At 32.6% G+C, this 19,765-nt stretch carries 19 protein-coding genes and 1 tRNA gene; 12 read left to right on the forward strand and 8 right to left on the reverse strand.

The annotated features are described in order from the left end of the window. The first annotated feature begins 105 nt into the window (after positions 1–105). Both ABI657_RS00730 and ABI657_RS00735 read left to right on the forward strand, forming a co-directional pair. Positions 106–180: transfer RNA gene (locus tag ABI657_RS00730), tRNA-Pro, on the forward strand. A 52-nt stretch (positions 181–232) separates the two neighbouring features. Further along, the gene (locus ABI657_RS00735; RefSeq protein ID WP_348095317.1) at positions 233–484 is read left to right on the forward strand and encodes a GIY-YIG nuclease family protein; all 252 of its coding nucleotides are present in this window, start codon (positions 233–235) and stop codon (positions 482–484) included. Between the two features lie 228 nt (positions 485–712). Here the strand turns inward: ABI657_RS00735 and ABI657_RS00740 are convergent, their stop codons facing one another. Both ABI657_RS00740 and ABI657_RS00745 read right to left on the reverse strand, forming a co-directional pair. Beyond that, positions 713–1,186, reverse strand: a complete 474-nt coding sequence (locus ABI657_RS00740; protein ID WP_348095318.1) for a hypothetical protein — start codon at positions 1,184–1,186, stop codon at positions 713–715. 57 nt (positions 1,187–1,243) lie between these two features. Next, positions 1,244–1,810 (reverse strand): Crp/Fnr family transcriptional regulator, encoded by a 567-nt coding sequence (locus tag ABI657_RS00745; protein ID WP_348095319.1) that lies wholly within the window; start codon positions 1,808–1,810, stop codon positions 1,244–1,246. A gap of 267 nt (positions 1,811–2,077) precedes the next feature. Between ABI657_RS00745 and ABI657_RS00750 the strand changes: the two genes are divergently transcribed. The 8 genes from ABI657_RS00750 (at position 2,078) to ABI657_RS00785 (ending at position 11,384) form a co-directional block, all read left to right on the forward strand. Further along, positions 2,078–4,510: a DUF2339 domain-containing protein gene (locus ABI657_RS00750; protein WP_348095320.1), complete on the forward strand. Its 2,433-nt coding sequence runs from the start codon at positions 2,078–2,080 to the stop codon at positions 4,508–4,510. After that, the gene (locus ABI657_RS00755; RefSeq protein ID WP_348095321.1) at positions 4,497–5,723 is read left to right on the forward strand and encodes a hypothetical protein; all 1,227 of its coding nucleotides are present in this window, start codon (positions 4,497–4,499) and stop codon (positions 5,721–5,723) included. Before ABI657_RS00750 ends, ABI657_RS00755 begins: the two co-directional genes overlap by 14 nt. A 220-nt stretch (positions 5,724–5,943) precedes the next feature. Then, positions 5,944–6,711 carry an AAA family ATPase gene (locus tag ABI657_RS00760; RefSeq protein ID WP_348095322.1) on the forward strand — a complete coding sequence of 256 codons (768 nt, stop codon included), beginning with the start codon at positions 5,944–5,946 and terminating at the stop codon, positions 6,709–6,711. Between the two features lie 6 nt (positions 6,712–6,717). Continuing rightward, positions 6,718–7,620 carry a ParB/RepB/Spo0J family partition protein gene (locus tag ABI657_RS00765; protein WP_348095323.1) on the forward strand — a complete coding sequence of 301 codons (903 nt, stop codon included), beginning with the start codon at positions 6,718–6,720 and terminating at the stop codon, positions 7,618–7,620. Continuing rightward, positions 7,620–8,189: a DUF5683 domain-containing protein gene (locus ABI657_RS00770; RefSeq protein WP_348095324.1), complete on the forward strand. Its 570-nt coding sequence runs from the start codon at positions 7,620–7,622 to the stop codon at positions 8,187–8,189. Before ABI657_RS00765 ends, ABI657_RS00770 begins: the two co-directional genes overlap by 1 nt. Before the next feature lie 38 nt (positions 8,190–8,227). Then, on the forward strand, positions 8,228–8,935 hold the full coding sequence (gene dapB, locus ABI657_RS00775) for a 4-hydroxy-tetrahydrodipicolinate reductase (protein ID WP_348095325.1): 708 nt from the start codon (positions 8,228–8,230) through the stop codon (positions 8,933–8,935). A gap of 46 nt (positions 8,936–8,981) precedes the next feature. After that, entirely contained in the window at positions 8,982–10,673 is a 1,692-nt protein-coding gene (lepB, locus tag ABI657_RS00780; RefSeq protein WP_348095326.1) for a signal peptidase I, read from the forward strand. Between the two features lie 90 nt (positions 10,674–10,763). Further along, positions 10,764–11,384 (forward strand): WbqC family protein, encoded by a 621-nt coding sequence (locus tag ABI657_RS00785; protein ID WP_348095327.1) that lies wholly within the window; start codon positions 10,764–10,766, stop codon positions 11,382–11,384. Here the strand turns inward: ABI657_RS00785 and ABI657_RS00790 are convergent. From ABI657_RS00790 to ABI657_RS00815, 6 genes are all read right to left on the reverse strand, one after another. Then, the gene (locus tag ABI657_RS00790; RefSeq protein ID WP_348095328.1) at positions 11,381–12,427 is read right to left on the reverse strand and encodes an endonuclease/exonuclease/phosphatase family protein; all 1,047 of its coding nucleotides are present in this window, start codon (positions 12,425–12,427) and stop codon (positions 11,381–11,383) included. The two genes, ABI657_RS00785 and ABI657_RS00790, sit on opposite strands and share 4 nt — an antisense overlap. 16 nt (positions 12,428–12,443) lie before the next feature. After that, positions 12,444–13,307 (reverse strand): rhomboid family intramembrane serine protease, encoded by an 864-nt coding sequence (locus tag ABI657_RS00795; protein WP_348095329.1) that lies wholly within the window; start codon positions 13,305–13,307, stop codon positions 12,444–12,446. A 39-nt stretch (positions 13,308–13,346) separates the two neighbouring features. After that, positions 13,347–14,183: a rhomboid family intramembrane serine protease gene (locus ABI657_RS00800; RefSeq protein ID WP_348095330.1), complete on the reverse strand. Its 837-nt coding sequence runs from the start codon at positions 14,181–14,183 to the stop codon at positions 13,347–13,349. Continuing rightward, entirely contained in the window at positions 14,180–16,069 is a 1,890-nt protein-coding gene (mutL, locus tag ABI657_RS00805) for a DNA mismatch repair endonuclease MutL (RefSeq protein ID WP_348095331.1), read from the reverse strand. Before mutL ends, ABI657_RS00800 begins: the two co-directional genes overlap by 4 nt. A gap of 185 nt (positions 16,070–16,254) precedes the next feature. Then, positions 16,255–16,827 carry a 6,7-dimethyl-8-ribityllumazine synthase gene (ribH, locus tag ABI657_RS00810; protein WP_348095332.1) on the reverse strand — a complete coding sequence of 191 codons (573 nt, stop codon included), beginning with the start codon at positions 16,825–16,827 and terminating at the stop codon, positions 16,255–16,257. 75 nt (positions 16,828–16,902) lie between these two features. Then, positions 16,903–17,688: a tetratricopeptide repeat protein gene (locus ABI657_RS00815; protein WP_348095333.1), complete on the reverse strand. Its 786-nt coding sequence runs from the start codon at positions 17,686–17,688 to the stop codon at positions 16,903–16,905. 242 nt (positions 17,689–17,930) lie between these two features. Here ABI657_RS00815 and recF point away from each other — a divergent pair, with 242 nt between their 5' ends. Continuing rightward, entirely contained in the window at positions 17,931–19,010 is a 1,080-nt protein-coding gene (gene recF, locus ABI657_RS00820; RefSeq protein ID WP_348095334.1) for a DNA replication and repair protein RecF, read from the forward strand. A gap of 56 nt (positions 19,011–19,066) precedes the next feature. Further along, on the forward strand, positions 19,067–19,765 hold the full coding sequence (locus ABI657_RS00825) for a thioredoxin domain-containing protein (protein ID WP_348095335.1): 699 nt from the start codon (positions 19,067–19,069) through the stop codon (positions 19,763–19,765).

Consider the following 19,765-nt stretch of genomic DNA (forward strand, 5'->3'; position numbering starts at 1 on the left):
ATTTATTACTATATTTGCATCCGCTTACGGGGTGTAGCGTAGCCCGGTTATCGCGTCCCGCTTTTCAGCGGGAAGACCGCAGTAAAATCTATGTATAAATAAGTTCGGGGTGTAGCGTAGCCCGGTTATCGCGCCTGCTTTGGGAGCAGGAGGCCGCAGGTTCGAATCCTGCCACCCCGACAAAAAGCCGAACAGAAATGTTCGGCTTTTTTTGTTTATAAAACCTTTCACGATGTATTATACTTATATTCTTTACAGCACAACCAAGTCAAAATTCTATATCGGACAAACTAATGATATCGATGACAGACTAAAAAGACATAATAATGGATTATCAACTTCTACAAAAAGTGGCATCCCATGGAAAATTGTTTATTATATTGTTTTTAATTCAAGGTCTGAAGCTGTTTTACTGGAAACAAAAATAAAAAAACGTGGCGCTAAAAGATATCTTAAAGATATAGCTTTCAAGTACGAGATATAATATAGCCTGGGATTGCGTCTCGCCGTGTGGCGGGAAGGCCGCAGGTTCGAATCCTCCCACCCCGACAAAAAGCCGAACAGAAATGTTCGGCTTTTTTTGTACAACTATATCTACTTATTTAATTACCTCTTTAGAATATGAGTTAGTCATAATCTATATCCGATTAACTAACTATACATTAAAAGATTATAATAGTAATTTATTCTTAAAAAAGGAATACATAGATAGCTAAATGATATTTCTTCGGCTTTTTATTGGCTTTATGCACGAAAAATAAATCCATGCTATAAAAAAGATTTGTAAAGGAATCCTATACCAAAGGTAAAGAGGACCTTCTCCATTAAATGTGGCAGTTTCAAGATTTACGTGCTTTAAGGAGGCATAAATATTTGAAGGGGTTATCAGTACTAAAAAAACAATTAGCAACCAACCCGTTAATTTTTTGTGTTTGGACAATAAAAGCCCAATTGCCGCAATGAATTCGACAACTCCCGTAAAGTAAATTAACTCAGGTTTATAAAGTATAAAATCAGGCAGCATCAGCAAAAATCCCTTAACAAATACAAAATGTGCAATTCCGGTTGTTATCAACATTGCTGACATGGCAATTCTGGCTGAAAGGGTATAATTATATTCATTTTGCAATAGTTTCAAAATGATCAGCGTAACAAAAAAAACGGTAGTTAAAATAATTTCAGGCATCTTGTTCTTTTTTTTGTAAAGTTCAAAAGAACTATTGCATTAAACAATGAACCTGGGTTAATAAATACGCCGACGAATTCTGCTCAGCGCCTGGGGAGTAATACCAATGTATGATGCAATATATTTTAATGGAACTTTTTGTATAAGGTGGGGCTGTTCTGTGAAAAGGTTTAAATACCGCTGCTCAGCGGTTTCAGTCAATAAAGAGATTTCTCTTTTTACATTTTCAAGGTATAAACCTTCACTTGCAAATCTTCCGATCGTATTACCTATTTCAGTTTCTGCATAAATAGCCTGAAGATCATTAAATGAAATTTGCCAAAGAATGGTGTCAGAAAGTGTTTCTAAATCATATGCACAGGGTGTTTGGGTAAGGAAAGAATCGTATGCACTTACAAATTCATTTTCAAAAGAAAAAGAAAACGTAAAATCACTTTCCTTTTTTGTAATATAAAAACGAATAATACCTTTTTCAATAAATGAAAGATAATTTTCGGTTTGACCTGATTTTAAAAGTAACGTTTTCCTGGGAAATTGATTTCTAACAAGTTTGGAAGAAAAAACATTCCACTCTTGGTCGGTAATTTTTACTTTTTTTTCAAAATATTTCCTGATTTCATCCATTAGCAGCCTTATGTTGATTGTTATTAATTTAATCTTATGATTTTCAAATATATGTATTTTTATAAGCAGGCTGTCTTTCTGCGATACTACAAATTCTTCCATCATTCAAAAAAAAGACTTCTATGCCTGTAATTCTTTTTAAGCAAAAAAAACTTACCCTATCGAAATGTTATTATATTTACCAATTAGAAACATTTTATTTATAACAATATGGAGGTTTTTCTTTTAGCAGGATTATTTGGTTTATTGATTTTTGTTCTTAACACTATGAAAAGTAGATTTGATAAGATCGAGGATGCTATTCAGAGACTTAATAAAAAGATAGACATTCTAAAAACAATTGAAAACCCTGTAGAAAAACCAGCGGCTACCTCTTTTATTATTCCTAAAGAACAAATTAGTTTTGAAAAACCAAAAGAAGATAAGGCTGTACCGCAAACAACTATTGAAAAGCCTATTACTCAAGAAAAAACAGAAAAAGTTGTTTTCTCAACGGAAAATAAAACAACTCCTGTTGCTGAAAAAATAACTCCAAAGCCTATAACTCCAATTATTCCAAAAAAATCATTTTGGGAAAATTTCAAAGAACAAAATCCGGATTTGGAAAAATTCATCGGTGAAAACCTAATCAATAAAATTGGTGTTTTAATACTGGTTCTGGGTATCAGCTATTTTGTAAAATATGCCATTGATAAGGACTGGATCAACGAACCGGCACGTGTTGGAATCGGCGTTTTGTGCGGAGCCTTAGTGATGGGAATTGCCCATAAATTGCGTAAAAATTATGCTGCTTTCAGTTCGGTTATTGTGGCCGGTGCCATTGCAATTTTTTATTTTACAATTGGAATAGCTTTTCATGATTATCATTTATTTAATCAAAGTGTAGCTTTTGGAATAATGGTTGTAATTACTGCATTCAGTGCTTTAATATCCTTGTCCTATAATAGAATTGAACTTGCCGTTCTTTCCTTAATTGGGGGTTTTGCAGTCCCGTTTATGGTCAGTACAGGTTCAGGAAGTTATATCGTGTTGTTTAGTTACATCATTATTCTGAACATTGGAATTTTAGCCATTGCCTATTACAAAAAATGGAATCTTGTTAACCTGCTTACTTATATTTTTACAGTATTACTTTACGGAGGATGGCTTGCTGATGATTTGACTAATGACAAACCACATTATCTTGGTGCTTTATTATTTGGATTTACCTTTTACTTTATTTTTATTTTAATGAATATCATTAATAATATAAGAACAAAAGGAGAATTTTCTAAAACCCAATTGACTATTCTGGCAAGCAACACCTTCTTATTCTATGCCGCGGGAATGGCTATCTTAACCAATTTTCATCCGGAATTAAGAGGTTTGTTTACTACCGCAATTGCATTGCTGAATTTAACTTATGCCTGGTTCCTTTATAAAAAATTCGGACTGGATAAAAAAGCAGTTTACTTACTTATTGGTCTAACATTAACTTTTATAACGCTGGCAATTCCAATTCAGTTTGAAAGCAATTATATTACTTTATTCTGGGCTGCAGAAGCTGTTTTACTATTGTGGCTTTCTCAAAAATCGAAAATTTCAAGTTATCGATTTGGTTCAGTAATTGTTCATGCCCTTATGATAATCAGTCTGATAATGGACTGGAACAAGTATTATAATGGCAATGCCGTTTTAAACATTGTACTTAATTCAATATTTACAACAGGTGTTTTTGCGGTAATATCTCTGTTTGCCGTGTCACATTTACTGAAACATGAAAGTGAAAGAATTAAACTATTAGGTATTCAATTCAATCCGGAAAAATATAAAAAATTAATTTTAGGATTAGGATATGTAATTGGTTATCTGGTTGGAATATTTGAAGTTACCTATCAATCAAATTATGCCATAACTAACTCAAGTTCTGCTGCTGCCCTGCCTATTGTTTATCACTTACTATTCTTTGCTCTGCTGGCAACACACTTAGTAAAAAAGAAAACCGAAGGAGGAAATCATGCTACAACATTAATTGCTGTAATCAATATTATTCTGTTTGCATTTTGGTTTAGCAATTATGCATTCATCGAACATAAAGATATATTGGCTTCTGGTACTGGAAAATCAATTGCTTTTTATCTGCATTATATTTCATTGCTAATTATCGTTTATTTTGGATTCTTATTATATAAAATAAATTCTGAAAAGATGATTCTTTCTATGTTCAACAAAAAGTTTTTTGTCTGGGCTGCAGCATTTTTTATTATTTATATTGCCAGTTCAGAAGTTATGCTTCATGGACTTGTATTAATGAATTCTCCAGTCACTTTACATGACATACAAACCAGTCCAATGTTTGCAAGTTACAAATTAGAAATCCCTTATCTGCGTGAATTAATAGCGGAAGATTCAATTGAATTAGCGAGAACAAAAATAATAAAAACAGGTTTTCCAATTCTCTGGGGAATTCTGGCCTTTTTATTTTTAATTATCGGAATAAAAAAGCAAGTCAAAACGATTCGAATTATTGCATTAAGTTTACTTGGATTAACTATTTTGAAATTATTTATATACGACATCAGTAATATTTCTGAAACCGGAAAAATTATATCATTTATCCTTTTGGGAATCTTAATTTTGATTATTTCATTTGTTTATCAAAAAATCAAAGTCCTAGTTATTGATGAAACCAAACCTAATGAAACCAATGAAACTAAATAATTTTTTTATATTCTTATTCCTGACAAACCTTTCTTTTGGCCAATTTCAAACAACGGGAAAAATAAAAGAAGTTACAGAAAATGGTTTCCATGAAATTGTTCTGTCCCCGGATATTCGATCTTATTCAAAACAGAATTTGAGCGATGTCAGGATTTTTAATGCGAAAGGAAATGAAATCCCTTATTTTATAAAGAGTAATTCTGAAGCTTTATTAAATTCATTTGAAGAATATAACATTGTTTCAAAAATGGTTTTCCCTAAGAAAAGCACTTCAATAGTTATTGAAACTCGTTCTGTAAAAAACAACAACCAGATTTCGTTATTTATCGCTAACGCTGATGTCGAAAAAAACTATTCTATCTCCGGAAGCAATGATTTGAAAGAATGGTTTGGAATCTCAAATTCGCAAACCTTATACGATTTAAACAGCTCTACAGAGTCAAGTATAGTGAAAACAATTTCATATCCTTTAAGCATCTATAACTATTTGAGAATTGATTTTGATGACCGAAAAACGCTTCCAATTAATGTTTTAAAAGTTGGGAATTTCAACACACAGTTTCAAAAAAATATAGTACAGGAAATTAAGCCCAAAAAATCGACAACATCTGAAATTTCACCAGAAAAAGAAACTCAAATTCATGTCCTTTTTGACAGACCCCAAGTTATCAACAATATTACCTTTGAGATTTCAAAGCCAACTTATTACAAACGTAAAGCTATTATTTACAAGAAAACAGCAATTCAGAACAAACGAAAATATCAAATAGTCGATGAAGAAATTGTCTCATTCGAATTAAATTCAAACACCAAAAACAGTTTTGAAGTTCCGGAAATATTCGAAAAAAATTTTTATATCAAAATAGAAAATCACGACAACCTGCCTTTATTGGTTTCGAAAATAAAATACAGTCAAAAACCAATTTCTATTATTGCAGATTTAAATGCAAATGAAAAATACAGTATAAAAACAGGAAATAAAAACCTAACTGAGCCAGATTATGATTTATCTGATTTTAAAAACAATATTTCAGAAATTCTGCCTCAAACTTACATCTACAATATGAAACGAAATCAAATACCCAAAAATCAAATTGACAACAAATCTTTTTGGCAGCAAGGCTGGTTTATGTGGCTTTGTATTGTACTTGGAGGGATTACGATTTTATTTTTCACAGCAAGTCTGATAAAAGATTTGAAAGAAAAAAATTAAACTTATTTAATTTTATTTTTAAACAATTTACACTTGTAATTCCAAACCTGAAAATTATAAACATAAAGAAATTTCCGGGCTTATTTATGATATTTAAAAAATAAATTCATCCCGACACCCACCAAACAAAAGGCTGAACAATGTTTAGCAAATGTTAACAAAATAGATTTTCAAAAACCATAAATAATTGTATTTTTACGGTTCAAAATTTAGAAAATAAATGGGCAAAATCATTGCGATTGCTAATCAAAAAGGAGGCGTTGGAAAAACTACTACATCAGTAAATCTTGCTGCCTCATTAGGTGTTTTAGAAAAAAAAGTATTACTAATTGATGCTGATCCTCAGGCAAATGCCACATCTGGCTTAGGTATTGATGTAGATTCTGTTGAAATTGGAACCTACCAGATATTGGAACACAGCCATACACCTAAAGAAAGTATTGTAAAATGCTCAGCTCCGAATGTTGATGTTATTCCGGCCCACATTGACTTAGTTGCCATTGAAATCGAATTGGTGGATAAGGAAAACAGAGAGTATATGCTGAAAAAAGCATTAGAAAGCGTTAAGGATGAATACGATTTTATCATTATTGATTGTGCGCCTTCATTAGGTCTTTTAACTTTGAATGCCTTAACAGCTGCAGATTCTGTTGTTATTCCAATTCAATGTGAATATTTTGCATTGGAAGGGTTAGGAAAACTATTGAATACTATAAAAAGTATCCAGAAAATTCACAATCCGGATTTAGATATTGAAGGTTTATTGCTGACTATGTACGATTCGAGGCTGCGTTTATCGAATCAGGTAGTCGAGGAAGTTCAAAAACATTTTAATGATATGGTTTTCGATACCGTTATTCAACGAAACGTTAAATTAAGTGAAGCCCCAAGTTTTGGTGAAAGCATTATTAATTATGACGCAACCAGCAAAGGAGCAGTTAATTATATTAGTCTGGCTCAGGAAATTATAAAGAAAAACAGCAAATAGTTTTTTATGACAAAAGCAATTAAAAAGCAAGCGTTAGGAAGAGGATTATCAGCCTTACTAAAAGATCCGGAAAACGACATTACATCAGTAGAAGATAAGAACGCTGACAAAGTGGTGGGAAATATTATTGAACTTGAAATAAGTGCTATAGAAATTAATCCGTTTCAGCCCAGAAGTAATTTTAATGAAGAATCATTACGTGAATTAGCGACTTCTATCAAGGAACTTGGTGTGATCCAGCCAATTACTGTTCGAAAAATGGACTTTAATAAATACCAGTTAATTTCCGGAGAACGTCGTTTACGTGCTTCGACTTTGGTTGGCTTAACGCATGTTCCTGCTTACATTCGTATTGCAAATGACAATGAATCATTAATAATGGCTTTGGTTGAAAATATTCAGCGTCATGACTTAGATCCTATCGAAATTGCACTTTCATACCAGCGTTTGATCGATGAAATTCAATTAACACAGGAGCAGATGAGCGAACGCGTTGGAAAAAAACGTTCTACTATCGCAAACTATTTGCGTCTTTTAAAATTAGATCCAATTATTCAAACTGGTATCCGTGATGGTTTTATTAGCATGGGACATGGCCGGGCAATTATCAATATTGAAGATTTAGATATCCAAACTGATATTTACCAAAAAATAGTAAGCCAAAATTTATCTGTTCGCGAAACAGAAACTTTGGTAAAAAACTATCATGAAAGTTTAAAACCAAAAGCAGAAGGAAAAACAAAGCCAGATTCTTCATTTGTAGTTAAAGAAACACACAAAAACACTTTTAATGATTATTTTGGTTCAAAAATTGATATAAAAGTTGCGGGTAACGGAAAAGGAAAAATCACAATTCCTTTTAACTCAGAAGCCGACTTTAACAGAATTATAAAATTAATAAACGGGTAGTGAATAAAATTGTCCCCATAATCCTACTGTTCTTTTTCTTAGGAACCGTCTCTCTTTTTGCCCAGGTAAAGGAAGAAACGGTTTTAGTCGCTAAAGACACTACCAAGATGCAGGAAATAGACCCACTAACGCCTGCAAAAGCAGCCTTTTATTCGGCAATTTTACCAGGTTTAGGGCAAGCTTACAATAAAAAATACTGGAAAATTCCTTTGGTTTATGGAGCAATCGGTACCAGCCTGTATTTTTATCTTGACAATAATAAAAAATATCATAGTTATCGAGACGAATACAAAAGGAGACTTGAAGGATATGGTATAGGCACTGGAGGAAAATACGATTATCTAGACGACAGCAGACTTATTGATGGTCAAAAATTTTATCAGCGTAATCGTGATTTATCTGCTTTATTTGTTGTTGGATTTTATGCATTAAATATAATCGACGCCAATGTAGATGCCGCATTACTTCAGTTTAATATTAACGAAAGACTGTCTTTACGTCCGGAAATTTATCCCAACGATGTAACTTTTAAACCAAATGTTGGACTAACTTTTAATTACAACTTTTAAATTCGGCATGTTCCAATTTAAATAAAAAAATATACAAAATGAAAATTGCACTTTTAGGGTACGGAAAAATGGGTCAGGTAATTGAAAGAATAGCTTTAGAAAGAGGTCATAAAATAGTTTTGAAGAAAGACGAATTTAATACTTATGACGGACTTTCAACAGCTGACGTTGCCATCGATTTCAGTGTTCCAACTGCTGCAGTAAGCAATATCTCAAGCTGTTTTAACAATAATGTTCCTGTAGTATCAGGGACTACAGGCTGGCTGGAACATTATGATGAAATGGCAGCACTTTGCCATGAAAAAAAAGGAGGATTTATTTCAAGTTCAAATTTTAGCCTTGGCGTAAATATTTTCTTTGAATTGAATGAATATTTAGCCAAAATCATGTCGCAGTTTGATTCTTATAAAGTAGCAATGGAAGAAATTCATCATACACAAAAACTAGATGCTCCAAGCGGAACTGCAATTTCTCTGGCAAAAGGAGTTATAGAAAATAGTAATTATACTAACTGGACTTTAGAAGAAGCAAAAGCTAATCAGATACATATAGAAACAAAAAGAATTGGTGATGTACCGGGAACTCACAGTATAACATACAATTCTACAGTTGATAATATTGAGTTAAAACATACTGCACACAATCGTGAAGGCTTTGCTTTAGGGGCCGTTATTGCTGCTGAATGGTTAGCCGGTAAAACAGGAATCTATACAATGAAAGACGTTTTAAACCTGGAATCCAAATAAAAATTAAATAAAAATATTCTGAATTTCAGAACTAAAATATAAAATTATGACACTTTATCTTTGGTTTATTTTTTTCCTGGCTGTACAAATAATACATTTTTTAGGCACCTGGAAATTATATCAGGCGGCTGGCAGAAAATCCTGGGAAGCAGCAATCCCTGTTTATAACTCGATAGTTCTGATGAAAATTATTAGTCGCCCAACATGGTGGACTATTTTACTTTTTATCCCAATTATTAATTTGATTATGTTTCCTGTTGTTTGGGTGGAAACTTTAAGAACTTTTGGAAAGAAATCAACTTTAGATACAATATTAGGGATTTTTACATTTGGATTTTACATTTACTATGTAAATTATACCCAAAAATTAGTACATAATCCGGACAGAAAATTAACTTCAGAGAACAAAGCAGGAGATACTATAAATTCTTTGCTTTTTGCCATAATAGTAGCAACATTAGTACATACTTATATTGTTCAGCCTTTTACTATTCCAACTTCTTCGTTAGAGAAATCCTTATTAATTGGTGATTTTCTTTTTGTAAGCAAAGTAAATTACGGACCTCGTGTTCCTATGACAACTGTCGCATTACCAATGGTTCATGATTCTATTCCCCTGACAAAAAATAAATCATATTTAAGCTGGCCACAATTGCCCTATTTTAGACTGCCTGCTTTAGAGAAAATTAAAAATAATGATATTGTTGTGTTTAACTGGCCAGTCGATACGGTGCATTACTTTTTTGAACCAAAAGGAAGACCAGGTGTAATAAAACCAATTGACAAAAAATCTAATTATGTCAAGCGATGCGTTGGAATTCCTGGTGATAATTTAACAATAATAGATGGCTTTGTATTTATAAATGGCAAAAAATTAGTGCTGCCGGAAAGAGCAAAACCTCAATATGAGCATAAAATATATGCCGCTAAAGGAATATCAAATGAATTATTGAAAACTACCGGATCTACTGAGTTCTCAAGGACTTACATTATAAAGCCGACTTCTGATGATCAGTTAGAAGCTGTTAAACCTTATATCATTAATGCTAATCAAAATCCTGATAATTCATTTACCATACAAACCGGATTTAACGGATTACCAGCAACTGTAATTCAAAGTACCGGAATATATGCGCAGGAACAATATCTTGCAGAAGCAAATGCTAATCTTACTTTGAAGGCTGCTGATGAATTAAGAAAAAACAAGGCAATTGATTCTATAATTCGATATGTAGATAAAAAACCTGGTGGCACAGAAATTTTTCCTCATAACGGAAAATGGACAATGGATGAATATGGGCCCATATTGATTCCTAAAGCCGGAGCAACTGTACAATTGAATAGCGAAAATATAGGTTTATATTCCCGAATAATTGGTACCTATGAAAACAATAAATTAGAAATAAAAGACAACCAAATAAAAATTAACGGACAGCCAGCGAACAGTTATACTTTTACAAAAGATTATTACTGGATGATGGGAGACAATCGTCACCATTCTGAAGACAGCCGTTACTGGGGTTTTGTTCCTAGCGATCATATTGTAGGAAAACCTGTTTTTATTTGGCTAAGCTGGGATACAAACGGAAAAGGAATCAATAAAATTCGTTGGGACAGAGTCTTTACTACTGTTGATGGCGACGGTCAGCCGCAATCTTATTTCAAATACTTCTTAATTATTCTGGCTGCATATTTTATTGGTGACTATTTTTGGAAAAAAAGAAAAGAAAGCAAATAATATTACCTAATGTCTGAATTGAAAAGTCATAAAGTCGTGTTTGATCCGGCTTTATGACTTTTCAATTTTAAGCTTAAAAACTTAATGAATATGAATTCCTTATTACTTCCAACCTATTTTCCATCCATTAGCCATTTTGCAGTAATGGCACAATCTGAAAGTATTACTTTTGAAATGGAAGATAATTTTCAGAAGCAAACCAACAGAAACAGAACGTACATATATAGTCCCAATGGCATACAGCTCTTAAATATTCCCGTTAAACATTCTAAAAATGCACATCAAAAAACAAAAGATGTGTTGATAGAAAATGAATTTGACTGGCAAAAACAACATTTTAAATCTTTGGAAGCTGCTTATAGAAGTTCTCCTTTTTTTGAATTTTTTGAAGATGATATTACGCCTGTATTCGAAAAGAAACATACTTTTTTAATGGATTTAAATATGGAAGTTTTAGAAATAACGACCAAGTGTCTACGAATGAAATTGGAGTTCGGCAAAACAAGCGAATATTTTCATGACACAGTAAATACTTGTGATTTTAGATATTTGGCAAATGGTAAAAAAGACACCAATTCATTTGAGAGATACCAACAGGTTTTTGATGACAAACATGGCTTTATAAACAATCTGAGTATTTTGGATTTGCTTTTTAATGAAGGTAAATTTGCAATGGATTACTTGAAAACACAAAAACTGATTCATCCTTAATCCATAGAAAGTATTGTCATTATTGGATAATGATCCGAATTTTCAAAATCCGAAAAACTTTCGAATTTTTTAATTTTCATTTTACTATCCGCAAAAATATAATCGATTCTTGCCGGGTAATATTTGAATTTATAGGTAGCTCCAAAACCTTTTCCCGCTTCTTCAAAGGTATCTTTTAATTTACCTTTTATATTTCGGTAAACATATGAAAACGGACTGTTATTCATATCCCCACAAATAATAATGGGATATTTACATTCTTTGATATTCTCTTTAAAAACCTCTGCCTGTTCCTGCTGCTGTGTAAATCCTTTACTGATTCTGCTGTAAATTTGTTGCGATTTTCGTTGATTTACATTGTCAATATCATCAGATATTTTATCAACATCAGGAGAAATCTTAATAGATTGTAAATGCATATTATAAACGCGAATAATATCCTTCCCGCGTTTTATATCAGCGTAAATCACATTATTATCCGATTTAGGAAAAATAATATTGCCTTCATTTATAATGGGAAATTTAGAAAATATGGCCTGCCCTGTTTTAATCTGATTTCCATCTATAAAAATATAACGATGCGGATATACTTTTAAATCCAAATGTGCAGAGTTTGAGTATTCCTGAATACACAGAATATCAGGATCCTTTTCATTGATAAAAGTTGTGATATTTGATGGAATATCATCACGATCCAGCCATTTAAAAACATTAAAAAGCCGCACATTATAGCTCATTACCGAGAAATTTTTTTCATCTTCGACATATTCCTTATTAGAAAATTTATAAAATTTACTGATAAAAGTAATTCCCGTCAATAATACCAAACCTGACAAAATCAAGCGTTTTTTAAACTGTACTCCCCAGTAAAAAAAGAACAAGGCGTTTAGTATGAAGAATGCCGGCATAAATAATGTCAAAACTGATAAAAGCGGAAAGCTTTTAGGTGCAAGAAAAGGTAAAATATAGACAGTAAAAGTCACTACAGTCAATACTATATTTAGAAAAAACATTATTTTATTAAACCAGGACAGGTTTTTCATATTTCTAATTATCGGTTTATTTACCTGCTTTAAACAAAAATTCTTTTTCTTCTTTAGTGAGACAATCGTAACCGGACTGGCTAATTTTATCTAAAATCTCATCAATCTGCTGTTGGGTTTTATCTTTAGTAACAATTCTTGATATTGGTTTCTCTGAAGGTTTATTATAATTTTTGTGCACTTTTTTAAAAGGAGTCGAAGAAGATTTACCAAATAGGTTAGCAAAAAAATCTAAAATTCTGGAAATTATCACACTCAAATCGGTTCCGTTCTGAAGTAATTTAATAAATATAAAGCCAAAAAAAGCTCCGGCAAAATGCGAAATATGACCGCCCATGTTAACAGAACGTAATTGCACTAAATCTAAAATCAAAATCACCGCAGTTATATGCCAAAGCTTTACGTTTCCGAATAAAAACAAACGCACATTCATTAATGGAGAATAGGTCGTTGCAGCAACTAGAATTGCCATTATAGCCGCAGAAGCACCAACAATAGATCCATAAATATTAGAAAAATAAAAACTTAAGGCAAAAACCAGTCCGGCAAAAAGAGCACTTAAAATATATAATCCTAAATACTGCTTTTGAGTAAAAAAAGTTAAAAACAAATTACTTGCAAAATTTAAAACCATCATATTAAATAACAGATGCCAAAAATCAAAATGAAAAAAAGCATAAGTTAAAAGTGTCCAGGGTTTAAACAAAAACACTTGTGGATCTGACGACAAAGCCAACCAATTTGGATAAGCGAACGCGCCTGTAAAATTCGGCCAGAAAAACACTAACGAAATCAGAAAACAAGCAATGTTCCAATAGATAAGCTTCATGGCGATACCGCCTAATTTATATTGCAATTTCAAATCATCCAGAATATTCATAAAAGCTTTTGAGTTTATATTACTATTTAAAGTTAAAAATTAATTCCAACGGTTTTTATCAAACTGATTTTTTTTCCAATAGAGCATCATTAAAAACCCAGTTATCGCTCCACCAATGTGAGCAAAATGAGCGATTCCAGTACCACCGCTACCAAACAATGAACTTCCTCTAAAACCTAAAAATAAATCAATAGCTAAAAGTCCTGGAACAAAATATTTTGCTTTTATTGGAACAGGAATAAACATTAATGCCAGTTCAGCATTTGGAAACATAAAAGCAAAAGCCGTAAGTAATCCGTATATAGCTCCAGAAGCTCCTACAACTGTACCCCTTGAGATAGCTGTTGCTTCAGACAAAACACCAAATTGTTCTTGATTACATCCAGCCTTTTCTAAAATTGTTCTAATATTTCCTGCCACCATTTGCCCATTAGAATCAAAAAGTGATTTATAATCTGCATTCAGTATTAATTGTAACTCAGATTTAGACAAATTCAAACTAGAAACTGAATCTAGAAGAGAATGTATTTGAATGTAATTTATCGCAGTGTGCAATAAAGCTGCACCCAAACCGCAAGAAATATAAAAAAACAAGAATTTTTTACTACCCCAAAAATGCTCTAATGCTGAACCAAATGAATATAAAGCAAACATATTAAAAGCAATATGCATAAATCCACCATGCATAAACATATGAGTTATAGGCTGCCATAATTCAAAATTATTATTCTCAGGATAGTAAAGTGCTAAAATTCTGTAAGCCGGATTCATATCTGGATTCATATCAAGACCAAAATGTCCTAAAGCAAGAGTTCCAACAAAAAAAAGAACATTTATTATAATTAACTGTTTTACAGTTTCAGTCATATTCATCATAAGGCAAACTTTTTATCTATATCTTCCACACGCATGGTGATGAAAGTCGGTTTTTGAAAAGGTGAAATATTGGGATCTTTACAGGCAAATAATCCGTTGACCAGATTGTCCTGCTCTTTTTCGGTTAAATAAGATCCAGTCTTAACCGCTAAACTTTTAGCCATCGATTTGGCAATAGTATCATTCTGACTGTAACTGCTCGCCGGAATTCCGTCCTGCAAATCGCTCAACAACTGCTCTATAACCATAGAAACTTCACTTTCGGTAATATTGACCGGAATTCCGGAAATTACAATATGATCGGTTTGAGGCAGCTCAAAAACAAAACCTGTGGTTTCTAATGAGGGTTTTAATTCTTCTATCAATGTCATTTCATCAGAGGAGTAAAATAAATTCAACGGAAACAACAATTGCTGGCTTGACGCCTGATTTACCGTCATATTTAATAAAAATTGTTCATACAAAATACGCTGATGAGCCCTTTGCTGATCGACAATTACCATTCCTGATTTTATCGGTGAAACAATATATTTTTTATGAATCTGATACGTTTTCTGAACGGCCTGCTCTACATCATTATCATTAAAAAGCGAAGAAGTTACTTCTTCATTTTCGAAAGTAAATGGAGAACTTTCAATACTTTCAGTTTCCAAACCTACATATAAACTTTCCCAACTCGCAGTCGGTTCTACTCTTTTTGAATATCCTGAGTATGATGAATTAAAAACCGAACCAGACGCCGAACCAGATTTAGAATAATGCTTATTCGTTTTGTCATCCGTAAATGGATTAAAAGTTCCATCAACCTGAATCGTTGGAGTTTCTGCCTCTACATCTTTGTAATGATAAGGTGTATCCAAATTAGAATCACGATCAAAGTCAAGAATCGGAGATACATTAAACTGACCCAAACTATGTTTGATTGAAGCTCGTAAAATAGCATATAGAGCCTGTTCATCATCAAATTTGATTTCAGTTTTCGTGGGATGGATATTGATGTCAATTGTATTAGGCGGAACTTGTAAATACAGGAAATAACTGGGCTGACAGCCGTCTTTCAAAAGCCCGTCATAAGCCGCCATTACGGCGTGATGCAGATAACCGCTTTTAATAAAACGATCGTTTACAAAAAAGAACTGTTCGCCCCTGTTTTTCTTTGCAAATTCTGGTTTACACACAAATCCCTGAATCGATATGATTTCAGTATCTTCGTTTACAGGTACTAATTTTTCATTGGTCCTGCCTGAAAAAATCCCTACAATCCGCTGACGGAAATTAGAAGAAGGCAAATTATACATTTCACTTCCGTTATGATAAAATGTAAAATGAATATTGGGATGTGCCAAAGCTACTCTTTGAAATTCATCCATTACATGGCGAAATTCAACCGTATCCGACTTTAAAAAATTACGCCTTGCCGGAATATTAAAAAACAGGTTTTTGACTGCAAAAGAAGTTCCTTTAGGTAAAACCGCCACTTCCTGAGAGACAAATTTACTTCCTTCAATAACAATATGTGTCCCCAGCTCTTCCTGATCCTGCTTGGTCTTCATTTCCATGTGTGCAATTGCTGCAATAGAAGCCAACGCTTCACCACGGAATCCTTTCGTGCACAATGAAAACAAATCCTCAGCCTGACGGATTTTTGAAGTAGCATGACGTTCAAAACACATTCTTGCATCTGTCACACTCATTCCTAAACCATTATCAATAACCTGAACCAGTGATTTTCCAGCATCCTTAATAATGAGTTTTATATCGGTTGCTTTTGCGTCAACAGCATTTTCCAATAGTTCTTTTACCACTGAAGCCGGCCTTTGAACCACTTCACCGGCGGCAATTTGATTCGCGACATGATCAGGAAGTAATTGAATAATACTCGACATTAAAAATTGTGTTTAAGGTTAGTTTTGCCAATCAATTGACATTTAAGGTTTAAAAAAAATCAAACCAAGGTGTACAAATTTAATGAATTTATACGTTGTTTTTGATCATGTTTAATCATAAAAAAAACAAAAAACCTATACTATTTTACATGGTATAGGTTTTAGTATTTTAAAACAATTGTATTTTATTGTTTATCTATTTTTATTGGGGTTTCTTCGATTTGAATTGCTCCTGAAGATAGTAAAGGCTGATTAAAAGGGTGTGACATTGATGCCTGTTGACGAATATAAGCCATTTTAATAGCCGCAATTGCCGCTTCTGTGCCTTTATTTCCATGAATCCCTCCACTTCTGTCAATAGATTGCTGTATATTGTTGTCTGTCAAAACACAAAAAATAACAGGAATATCAGTTTGCACATTAAGATCTTTAATTCCCTGTGTAACACCTTCACAAACAAAATCAAAATGTTTTGTCTGTCCCTGAATTACGCATCCAATTACAATAACGGCATCAACATTTTGCGTTTGCAGCATTTTTTTTGCTCCATAAATTAACTCAAAACTTCCGGGAACATTCCAACGGATAATTTGCTGAACAGGAACTTCATTGTCTATCAACGCTTCAAAAGCCCCATTATAAAGTCCTTCAGTTATGGTATCATTCCATTCAGAAACAACAATCCCAAATCGAAATTCTTTCGCATTTGGGATTGTGTTTTTATCGTATTCTGATAAATTTTTATTTTCAGTAGCCATCTTTAATATTTTAGAATAAATTTCAGATTGCTAAATTACAAATCTTAAATCTAAATCTGAACTCTATTACTTATATTATTGTGCTAATCCAATCAAGGCATCTACAGAAGAAGCTTCCGGAGTACCATCATAATTTTCTTTTATATCTGTCAAATATTTCAGCGCCTCTTCTTTTTGACCTAAAGCAATTGCCGTTTTACCTGCTTTTAATAAGAAACGAGGTGTAATAAAATCGTTTTTATTCGATTCTGCAGCTTTCACGTAATAGCTTAAAGCATCTTTTTGATTGTTTTTTTGAGAATAAGCATCTCCAATTCCACCAATCGCCAAAGCATTAACTATAGCATCATCTGATTTAAATTCACCCAAATATTTAATTGCTTCATCAAATTTACTCGTATTCAGGTAAGCCATTCCGGCATAATAATTAGCTAAGTTTCCTGCATCTGTTCCAGAATATTCTTCAGCAATTTTAATGAATCCAAATTTACCTTCAGAACCATTCAAAGCCAATTTATATAATGAATCACTTGCTACACCGCTAGTTGCTTTTTCGAAGTTTTGCTGTGCAACAAACATTTCGCTTGCGGCTTCGTCTTGTTTAGGTGCTTCGATAAATTTTTGATAAGCTAAATAACCAATAGTTGCAATAGCAATACCAGCAACTAAACCAATAATGATTTTTTGATTTTTAGCAACCCAATCCTCAGTTCTTGAAGCAGTTTCATCTAATTTAGAAAAAACGTCAGCTGTAGTACTGTTTTTTCCATCAAGAATTACTTGTTGTTCTTCATTCACAACCTCCTCTTTAACTTCCTTTTCCTTTGGTGCTTTATATCCTCTTTTATTGTAAGTAGCCATTTAAAATTAATTTAGTGAACGGCAAAAATAAAATTTTTATTGAAACTGAAGTAAAAAAAATCAATTTTATATCTATTTTATATTAAATAATTTAAACAATCGTAATTACTTTCAGTTAAGCAATAAAATAATTTATCCTGAAACGTGCTAAAAACCTTTTATATGGATAATTTTCGATAATTTGCACCCTCAAATTTTCGTTGTTCAAAACACTGAATTTTACCCTTACAGTTTCTTACAAAATGCATTTAAACAAAATTTCCTTATTCAATTACAAAAATTTCTCTGAAGCAAGTTTTGATTTTGATCTCAAGATTAACTGTTTTGTAGGCAAAAATGGAATTGGCAAAACCAATGTGCTCGATGCCATTTATCATTTGGCTTACGGGAAAAGTTATTTTAATCCGTTAGCCGTACAAAACATCAAGCACGGAGAAGAGTTTTTTGTGATTGATGCTGAATTAGAAAAAAATGAAAGAACGGAACAAATTGTCTGCAGTTTAAAAAAAGGGCAAAAAAAGGTACTGAAAAGAAATGGGAAAGCGTATGATAAATTTTCAGACCATATAGGATTCATTCCGTTGGTTATTATCTCTCCGGCAGATCGGGATTTAATTGTAGAAGGAAGCGAAACACGCCGAAAATTTATGGACAGCGTAATCTCGCAATCAGATTCAACTTACCTGCATCAGCTTATTCAATATCAGAAAGTAATCGTACAGCGAAATGCCCTGCTGAAATATTTTGCCCTCAACCATGTTTTTGACAATGATACCTTATCTATATACAATCAACAATTAAATGGTTTTGGGAAATCTATTTTTGAAAAAAGAAAAGATTTCCTCGAACAATTCGTCCCTATATTTAAGGTACACCATGAGGCAATAACGGGTTCTGAAGAAACGGTGCAATTGGTTTATGAAAGCCATTTGTTAGAAAAAGATTTACTAACCCTTCTTGAGGAAAACATCAATAAAGACAGGGCTTTACATTATACAAGTGTAGGAATTCATAAAGATGACTTATCGTTTGAAATTGATTCCCATCCTATAAAAAAATTCGGATCACAAGGTCAGCAAAAGTCATTTTTGATTGCTTTGAAATTAGCCCAATTTGAGTTTTTGAAGAAACAAAGCGGCGTAAAACCGCTGTTGCTTTTTGATGATATTTTTGACAAACTAGATGAAAGCCGCGTTTCTAAAATTATAGAAATGGTTAACAGCGAAACATTTGGACAGCTTTTTATTTCGGATACACATCCGGAACGTACGGAAACAATTGTAAAATCGACTCATCAAAGCTATAAAATATTCAATTTATAATTTCATTCGGAATCAAAATTGAAAATCATTAATTTAGCCTATATAAAAATATAATTATGAAATTTTCTCCCACCATATTAATGTTTGTTCTTGTGATATTCACTTCATGCAACGGTCAAACAACAGGTAATTTTGAAGAGATTGCCCCAAAAGAATTTTCTGAAAAAATAAAATTTACTAAAAATCCTCTGGTTCTGGATGTTCGCACTCCTGACGAATTTACCTCTGAACATATTGATAATGCAGTAAACATAAACTGGAATAGTCCTGATTTTGTTTCTAAAACTGATAGTTACGACAAATCAAAACCTGTTTTTGTCTATTGTTTAAGTGGAGGAAGAAGCAAAAAAGCCGCTGCAAAACTTAATGAATTAGGTTTCACAAAAGTTTACGAGTTAGAAGGTGGAATTTTAAAATGGAAAGCGGATGGCATGATGAAAAATTCTACTAAACAGATTGGAATGACTCAGGACGATTTCAATAAATTATTGCATACCGACAAAAAAGTGCTGGTTGATTTTTATGCCGAATGGTGTGCGCCATGTAAAAAAATGGAACCGTATCTTTTAAAAATGCAAAAAGAATTGGCAGATAAAGTAACCATCATTCGTATTGATGTCGATAAAAACAAAACATTAGCAACCCAAATGAAAATTGATCAGCTTCCGATTGTTATTCTATACCAAAATCACGAAGTAAAATGGAAGAATCTGGGTTATATAGATGAGCAAGATTTAAAAAAACAACTGCAATAA

Origin of the sequence: Flavobacterium sp. (assembly GCF_039930565.1) — a bacterium.
GTDB lineage: Bacteria > Bacteroidota > Bacteroidia > Flavobacteriales > Flavobacteriaceae > Flavobacterium.